General features: G+C 49.9%; 6 protein-coding genes. 3 read left to right on the top strand and 3 right to left on the bottom strand.

The window, feature by feature from the left end:
* The first annotated feature begins 175 nt into the window (after nucleotides 1-175).
* Nucleotides 176-715 (top strand): hypothetical protein, encoded by a 540-nt coding sequence (locus ACTS3T_RS10485; protein WP_377961400.1) that lies wholly within the window; start codon nucleotides 176-178, stop codon nucleotides 713-715.
* Here ACTS3T_RS10485 and ACTS3T_RS10480 read toward each other — a convergent pair.
* From ACTS3T_RS10480 to glmM, 3 genes are all read right to left on the bottom strand, one after another.
* Complete coding sequence (locus ACTS3T_RS10480) at nucleotides 637-1614, bottom strand: ribonuclease Z (protein WP_377961402.1); 978 nt, start codon at nucleotides 1612-1614, stop codon at nucleotides 637-639. The two genes, ACTS3T_RS10485 and ACTS3T_RS10480, sit on opposite strands and share 79 nt — an antisense overlap.
* A 71-nt stretch (nucleotides 1615-1685) precedes the next feature.
* Nucleotides 1686-2840, bottom strand: coding sequence for a DUF389 domain-containing protein (locus tag ACTS3T_RS10475; RefSeq protein ID WP_462934935.1), 1155 nt, complete (start codon nucleotides 2838-2840; stop codon nucleotides 1686-1688).
* Nucleotides 2841-3015: 175 nt separating this feature from the next.
* Nucleotides 3016-4485, bottom strand: a complete 1470-nt coding sequence (glmM, locus tag ACTS3T_RS10470) for a phosphoglucosamine mutase (RefSeq protein WP_377961408.1) — start codon at nucleotides 4483-4485, stop codon at nucleotides 3016-3018.
* Nucleotides 4486-4582: 97 nt separating this feature from the next.
* Here glmM and ACTS3T_RS10465 point away from each other — a divergent pair, with 97 nt between their 5' ends.
* Both ACTS3T_RS10465 and ACTS3T_RS10460 read left to right on the top strand, forming a co-directional pair.
* On the top strand, nucleotides 4583-5032 hold the full coding sequence (locus ACTS3T_RS10465; protein WP_377961410.1) for a DUF309 domain-containing protein: 450 nt from the start codon (nucleotides 4583-4585) through the stop codon (nucleotides 5030-5032).
* Between the two features lie 420 nt (nucleotides 5033-5452).
* Entirely contained in the window at nucleotides 5453-6283 is an 831-nt protein-coding gene (locus ACTS3T_RS10460; protein ID WP_377961897.1) for an ABC transporter permease, read from the top strand.
* The last annotated feature ends 49 nt before the right edge of the window (nucleotides 6284-6332 follow it).

The raw sequence follows: 6332 nt of genomic DNA, 5'->3' as shown, positions 1-6332 counted from the left end.
TAAGACCACAGACGTTGTTTTGTAACGAATTTTATTTTGATGCAACAAAATTATCATCCTCTTTAACAGTGAGGTTTTCCGCAAGTTGGCTCTGTAGAGTGGCGTTAGGATAGATCTAGAGATCAAACAAGACCAACACATTTTCGCTATTGATGGCGACGGGAATTGTTAGCTTATGGCTTCACAGCAACAAGTGCGTGAATATCTGGCCTATTGGTTTCAGCTTGGTAAGCCGCTCATAATAGGCGCTCAACCAGCCTGCTTACCTAAGCCTGTGTTTCAAGGCGATCGCTACAGCGAGGCTTTCGAAACTTGCTGGCAACAGGTAATGGTGCACAAAGGGCAAGATGCCTATATCGAAGGCACCGATCAGAGCATGGCTGAACTGCTAAGCGATACCTGGGATTTGCCGCCCTGTGCTCGTTGCAGCATGCCCGTGCCTATGCGAACGGTGGGGGTTTCTGACCACCCCTGCCCTTGCCACGATCTCGCTAGCTGGCCCAACAGCGAAATTCCTGCTCCCCGCTCGGCAGTAGATACGCCTTCTCACCTGCAGGGTATCCGCCACCGACTGGCTCAATCTCGCTTAGAAAGTGGTTACGCCAACAGCCCCGATTATCCCCAGGTACGACGAACCTACGAAGAGACGACCGAAGGCTGGGGTTTAGATGCGATCGCGTCTAATCGGGGAATATCGAACGTAAAGAAGTCATAAGCCATGACCGTATTGGCGAAAATGGCTCGCGCTTCGGCTAAGAGATCTTCTAGCTGAATGGCATTGCCAGGGGCATAGCGGGGGCTAAAGTGGGTCATAATTAGCTGCTTTACCTGAGCGGCTAAAGCAACCTGGGCGGCCATCGTAGAAGTGGAGTGCAGCCGCTGGTAAGCTAGCTCAGCGTCGTGATGAGAAAACGTCGCTTCGTGAATGAGAACATCGGCTTGACTGGCTAAATCGATTGCTTGTTCGCAAAAAACAGTATCGGTACAGTAGGCCAGTTTGCGACCGGGTAGCGGTGGGCCACACAGTTCAGAGCCGTGAATTTTGCGCCCGTTGGGTAGCTCTACTAGCTCGCCGCGCTTCAATCTGCCATAAATAGGGCCAGAAGGAATTCCTAGAGCAGTGGCTTTTTTGACATCAAATCGCCCCGGTCGATCTTTTTCGACAATTCGATAGCCAAACGCAGGTACCCGGTGCTCTAAGCGATCGCAGTAGACGGTAAACTCTTCATCTTCAAACACCTTGCCCGGAGAAACGGTGTGTACGCGGATGGGATAGGAAAAGTGGGTTTGCGAATACCGACGACAGGCTTGTAAATACTCATTGAGCTTGGGGGGGCCGTAAATATCAATGCGCTGCTGCTGGGCATTACCTGCCAAGCCACAGCTAGCCAACAGCCCCATCAAGCCAAAAATGTGATCGCCGTGCATGTGCGTCACAAAAATGCGGCGAATTTGGCTAACTTTAAACTCACTGCGTAAAAACTGATGTTGCGTGCCTTCGCCACAGTCAAACAGCCAGACCTCAGCCCTTTGCGGCAGGCGTAAAGCTACGCTGGAGACATTGCGCGATCGCGTTGGCACTCCAGAACTGGTACCCAAAAACGTAATTTGCAAAACCGTATGAAAAGACTCAGTACTTCTTAAGCTATCTTGACACGCTCAGTCCGGAAGCGGGGAGAGAACCCTCAGGGGATCTGCCGATTGGATGAGTCCTGCTGGGTCAGGGCACGAAAGCGATCAATCGGAATGACCGACACGTTGAGATCCACCGGGGTATTGAGTTCGTCTTCTAAAAATCCGTGTAACACGTCAATATCCTGGGCTGAAATGCTGTCGGAGGGGGCTGAAATTTCTAGATCAACCAGCAGTCCGCTGGCCTGCCGACGGCGAACCGTTAAGGTTTCTATATTGACATTCCTCAAAGCTAGGGTTCGCTCACGCACCAGCAGGTTCAGCCGCGATCGGGTTCGCTCTTTGATGACCAAATCGCGAAAAGAAAAGCCCAAAGGTAAGCCTAACAACGCAATCACCAGCACCGAAACGGTTAATCCCCGTTGCGCCCGCCCAAGGGAACCATAATTTTGCGCCAGAAAGACCAATGCCCCGCAGAAGATGACGCTGGCTAAGTTGGTTAAAAACAGCAAGGTCGAACCAACGGTTACGGTTCTAGACCAAGACGCTATCCCAATGCCAATCACGCTGAGAGGGGGCACCAGCGCTACAGCGATCGCAACCCCTGGCAGGGCATCTGAAATGTGTTTGCGAGCTTTGGCATAAGCCCCTGCGGCTCCCGCCGCCAAAGCCACACCTAAATCAATCAGCGTTGGCTGCATCCGCACCTGTACTTCAGCGGTTAGCGTGTCTATGCCCAACACAAAGGTAATCAAGGCAGCCGTAGCCACGTTGAGCAGCACACCCGTCACCATCGAAAAACTGGCTCGCTTCAGCAAGCGCCGATTGCCCATGGCTACGGCAAAAGCCATCGCAATAATAGGCCCCATCAGCGGCGCTACAATCATCGCGCCTATAATCGTGGCGCTGCTGTTTGCCAGTAAGCCGAGCGTGGCAATGACGCCCGACAAAAACATCAGCATATAGTAATTAACCGAAGGCTCTGCCCAACGCCAGAGATCGCGGTTCAGGCTAGCCACGGGGAGAGGTTTGGTTTTTAGCCAAATCCAGTCACCCCGATTACTGGCGGTTAGCTCCTGTAGAATACGTCGCCAGCTTACAAGTCTTCGACGCCAACGATAGCTTAACTTCATTGCTCTTGGTATAGCTGTAGCCACTAGGGTTGAGACACTCAAACTGCCGAAAGCCGCTGACAGAAAGTCTTTCATCTGCTTTCTGCCTTTAACCTTCTGCCTTTAGCTATACTTGCCCAAAACTGACAATCGCCTAAGTGACCCATTAAGCACTTGATAGCAGGGCTAGACAGTATCTAACCCTGCTGCAATTGTCTGTGGACGTGGGTAAAGGTGCTTTTAGCTTATCAGTTAGCTTTGGCGAAATGAGTTAGGCCACGAGATAGGTTTGAACTGCCTCAACTAAACGATCTGTCCAGCTATCAACCATTTCTCGCTCAGCCGCTTCAACCATGACCCGAATTACAGGTTCTGTGCCAGAGGCTCGCACCAGCACCCGGCCTTGGTCGCCCATAGCTGCTTCAGCTTGGGCGATCGCCTGCTGTAAGCGATCGTGGGTATGCCAGTTGAGGCGGCGATCGCGATCGTCTACCCGCACATTTTTCAGCAGTTGCGGGTAGGGCTGAAAACTTTGATCGACTAGTTCCGCTAAAGTTCCTCCTGACTGGTTAACTAAACTAGCCAGATGTAGCGCCGTCAAAATGCCGTCACCCGTCATGCTGTAGTGATGGCATAGGATGTGCCCCGATTGTTCACCCCCTAGTTTGGCTCCCCGCTGTACCATCTCAGCATGAACATACTGATCACCGACTTTAGTGCGCACCAACTGTCCGCCTAATTGTTGCCAAGCCCGCTCAAAACCCAAATTCGCCATCACGGTTGAAACAATCGTACTGTCAGGCAACTGTTGGGTTTGTTGCAGCGTTTGACCCCAAAAATAGAGGATGTAGTCACCATCAACCATGCGCCCCTGGGCATCGACCGCAATTACCCGATCAGCATCGCCATCGAAGGCAAAGCCCAAATCGGCCTGATGATTCTGCACAGCGGCCTTCAGCGGCTCTAGGTGGGTAGACCCACAACCCACATTAATGCGATCGCCATCCGGTACACCGTGTAACCCAATCACCTCAGCCCCCGTGCTGCGAAAAACCTGTTCCGCAATTCGAGTGGCTGCCCCCCAAGCCATATCTAGCACAATGCGCATACCGCTCAAATTCAGCGCTGCTGGCAGGGGTTGCTGTAAAAACGCGGCATACTGCTCTACGAGTTCTGGACGAAAACAATGCCGTCCCCAAGCGTTGTTTTGCACCTGAACAAAGGGACTGCACTGACCCTGGCGTAAAGCTTGCTCAATTTGAGCTTGAACAGTGGCCGCTAACTTGGTGCCATCGGCAGCAAAGAACTTGATACCATTGTCTGCAGGGGGGTTATGACTGGCCGAGATCATGATGCCGCCTACAGCTTGGCAAGCTTGAGTCAGGTAAGCCACAGCCGCTGTTGGGCAAAGCCCTAAATTCCAGACCTCTAAGCCAGTTGCGGTCAGTCCGGCAGCCAAAGCCATTGCCAACATGTCACTAGAGTTGCGAGAGTCTTGTCCCACAATCACCGGCCCAGACAAAAAGGTCTGTGATTGTAGCACCTGCCCCGCCCAAAAGCCTATCTGCAAGGCTAAAGGAGCGCTTAGCAAGTCACCCGCTCGACCTCGAATACCATCCGTGCCCAAAAGAGAGGTTTGCGGCAGTTTTATGGGTTGCCAACCAAACCCCAAAGGCATCCCATCAACTACCTTACTGAGTCCCAAAGAGGGGGCCACTGCCCGCACAGGGGAAGTTACCATAATTTTCTACTCCTACACCACACTCACACACAGGGGAGAATAGCATCTCCTTTTTACAATTTGTTTACAATTTTGTGCCAGTTAAGTCTAGTGTCTAATGGTTAATTCTTTCAGTAGCACCCCAAAAGATTCTCTACCGCCTGCTTTTCATCAGGGCGTTGAGCAGTTCAACAACGGCCAGTTTTATGCTTGTCATGACACCCTAGAAGCCTTGTGGATGGAAGCTGAAATCTACATCAAGCCTTTTTATCAAGGGATTTTGCAGATAGCGGTTGCTTTTTACCATCTGGGTAATGGCAACTGGCAAGGCGCTGCCATTTTGCTAGGCGAAGGCACAAACCGTTTGTACCCGTTTGAACCCAGCTATCGCGGTATTGATGTCGAAAATCTAATCGACCAGAGCCAAAGCTGGCTCGTTACTTTGCAAAAAGTTGGAATTGAAGGGGTTGACGCTTTGGCCGCCATCGTTAATCAAACAGATGGTATGGCTGAAGACGCGATCGCTGATTTGGGTCTAAAGCTGCCTTACATTCAAACCGTATCCTAAAACTGATTTATGTCAAAAGAGAAAAAACTCTGGCTCATCAAAGGGGTTGGGGGACTTTTGTTCGTCGGTTTTGGCCTCTGCCTTTTTGGTGAGGCTTTAGCGCAAAAAATGACAGGCGGGAGCTGGTTTTGGCTAGGTACAGCTAGCTTAAGCGCCTTCAACTTCGGCCTCTGCTTGCTGTTCGACAGCCACAATCACCAGTTGCGTCTGACAAAGCGAGACGCCTCAGACCCCTAGCCAGTCTAATCTGATAAATTTGAGTTGTTTATCAGAAGTTAACGGTTGCCACAGTTGAGAGGCATGGGTGGCAACTTGCGTATTTCGATAGGTTTGACTGATTCTAGGGAAAATCAAAGCTTGAATGTTATGCGGCAATCTCTAAAAGCACGTTTGGGATTTTGTGCAAAAGTTACCAAGTTGATGATGATCCGTTCAAAGACTTTGCTTCCCTTAAGTGAATCTCAGTGGACGAAGTTGGAGTTGTTGAAAACCTTAGTGCAGCGAGAGATGGAAGCTCGGTACAAGGGTTCTATCCTGGGCAACTTGTGGCCGCTGCTAAACCAGCTAGCACAACTTTTCATCTATACATACGTTTTTTCTATTGTGTTAGGCGTGAAGTTAGATTTAAAAGGCATGCCTGCCGACAACTCTTTTGTCTTTGGTCTGTGGCTATTTTCAGGCTTACTGCTTTGGATTACATTTAGTAATGGTTTAACCCAAGCATCTGGTTCTGTTATTGGGCAACCCAACTTAGTCAAAAAAGTTGTTTTTCCTCTAACCCTGTTACCTTTAGTTCCTGTTTGCGTCAGTTTTTTAGAAAGCACTTTTGGTTTAATGGTGCTAATTACGTTTGTAGCATTCGTAAATCACACAATTCATCCAAGCTTATTGTTGCTACCTCTGATATGGCTCCCCCAGCTCTTGTTGACCGCTGGGTTGGGTTTTTTGGCAGCAGGTTTAACCGTCTTTATTCGAGACATTCCCCAAACCTTAGGAGTTGTCTTAAACCTTTGGTTTTATGCCACACCATTGATTTATCCTGCTGAATTAATTCCACAACCCTTTCAGAAGTTAGTTTTTTGGCTAAATCCTTTGGCTGCCATTGGAGAGCTATATAGAGACGTTATTTTAATCGGCAGTGTCAGTCACTGGGGAGAGTGGTTCGTGGCTACGGGCGTTTCCTGTCTCATTTTTTTAGGCGGTTTCTGGTGCTATCGTAAGCTAAGACCTGCATTTGCAGACGTACTTTAGGTTATCTGGTGCTGCTATAAAGCAAATCATACTTGTTCCTCAGCATGCC

Origin of the sequence: Almyronema sp. (assembly GCF_052168255.1) — a bacterium.
GTDB classification, from domain to species: Bacteria; Cyanobacteriota; Cyanobacteriia; order Phormidesmidales; family Phormidesmidaceae; genus Sphaerothrix; species Sphaerothrix epifaneia.
This window is presented reverse-complemented; position numbering and strand designations above follow the sequence as displayed.